The sequence below is a fragment of the Gemmobacter denitrificans genome (genome assembly GCF_036964905.1).
Lineage (GTDB): Bacteria > Pseudomonadota > Alphaproteobacteria > Rhodobacterales > Rhodobacteraceae > Gemmobacter > Gemmobacter denitrificans.
In genome coordinates this window covers 1-1,268 of record NZ_JBALHR010000046.1, presented here as the reverse complement: position 1 = coordinate 1,268, position 1,268 = coordinate 1, and the positions used below count along the sequence as shown (strand labels likewise).

Sequence of the window (1,268 nt, the reverse complement as noted above, 5' to 3'; positions counted from 1 at the left end):
CGGGCGGCCTGCATCAGCAGGTCGCGGGCGGCGTGATAGCTGGCTTCCATCAGCTTGCAGAGGGTGGTCGGTTCCATGGATTTCGTCCTTTCGGGGCCGCGTTTCATGGTCTGTACATGCCCCCTTGAAGCCGGGATTGAAGTCCTCCGGAATTGCTCTTTCAGGGCCATCCGGAGCACTTCATTGCGCGGGTTTCAGGCGGGGAAGTCGAAGTTCGACACCAGCAATTCCGCCCGCGCCCCGGCGGTATCATTCCCGGTGCGGCTGATCGTGTAGCTGGTGGTGACCGGCACCAGGCGGAAGCGGCCGAAGATCGCGCGGATCTCGGGCACGTCATTGATCGACAGGATGAACCGCCCCTTCAGCGCGCCCAGGACATCGGCCATGCGGGCAAAGTCATCGCGGCTGAACAGGGTCTTGCCGTAATCGCCCTCGCAGCCCCAATAGGGCGGATCGAGATAGAACAGCGCCCCCTCGCGATCATAGCGCGGGATGAACTCGGCCCAGTCGAGGCATTCGATGATCACCCCCGCCAGGCGGCTGTGCAGGTCTTCCAGCATCGGCTCCAGCGTGGTCAGGTTGAACCGCGCCGTGCGGTCGGTCACCACCCCGAAATTGCGCCCCGAGACCTTGCCGCCAAAGGCGGTGCGCTGCAGGTACAAAAACCGCGCTGCCCGTTCCAGATCGGTCAGGGTTTCCGGGTTGGTATCGACCAGCCGGTTGAACTCGGCCCGCGTGGTCAGCTGGAAGCGCAGGGTGTCGAGGAATTGCGGGTAATGCCGCTGCAGGATGCGGAACAGGGTCGCGATCTCGCGGCCCTTGTCATTGATGACCTCGCAGCGCGGACGCGATGTCCGCCGCAGGAATATCCCGCCCATGCCGACAAAGGCCTCGGCATAGCTGGTGCAGGGCGTGCGGTCGATGATGCCGCAAATCCGCTTCGCAAGGTTGCGCTTGCCGCCCAGCCAGGGGGCGACGGGCTGAACCGGATCGACCGGGATCAGCGGGGGGAGGGCATCACCGATGCTCATGGGAGGTTCCTTCATCGCTTTGGCGCTGCACGCGCTCTGTGGAGGGGGCTCGGAAGGGCCTCAGGGTGTTGAGTGCCCGGCAGCGCGGGCATTTGATGGAAAGGGCACCGCAAAGCGCCCCGTCCTCGATCTTGAACAGCAGCCGTCTACAGCAGCTGCAACGGACCTCTTGATCCGGCATGTCGAATCACCTCTTAGGTGGCGCTCCCCTGCAGGGGACGGGAGCGGCCATGAGGC

General features: G+C 64.4%; 2 protein-coding genes. Both read right to left on the bottom strand.

The features are described 5' to 3' along the window. Positions 1 to 194 precede the first annotated feature (194 nt). Complete coding sequence (locus V6590_RS20750) at positions 195 to 1,031, bottom strand: DNA adenine methylase (RefSeq protein ID WP_335425616.1); 837 nt, start codon at positions 1,029 to 1,031, stop codon at positions 195 to 197. Beyond that, on the bottom strand, positions 1,018 to 1,212 hold the full coding sequence (locus V6590_RS20930; RefSeq protein WP_350339904.1) for a Com family DNA-binding transcriptional regulator: 195 nt from the start codon (positions 1,210 to 1,212) through the stop codon (positions 1,018 to 1,020). The genes V6590_RS20750 and V6590_RS20930 overlap by 14 nt, the downstream gene beginning before the upstream one ends. Positions 1,213 to 1,268: the final 56 nt, after the last annotated feature.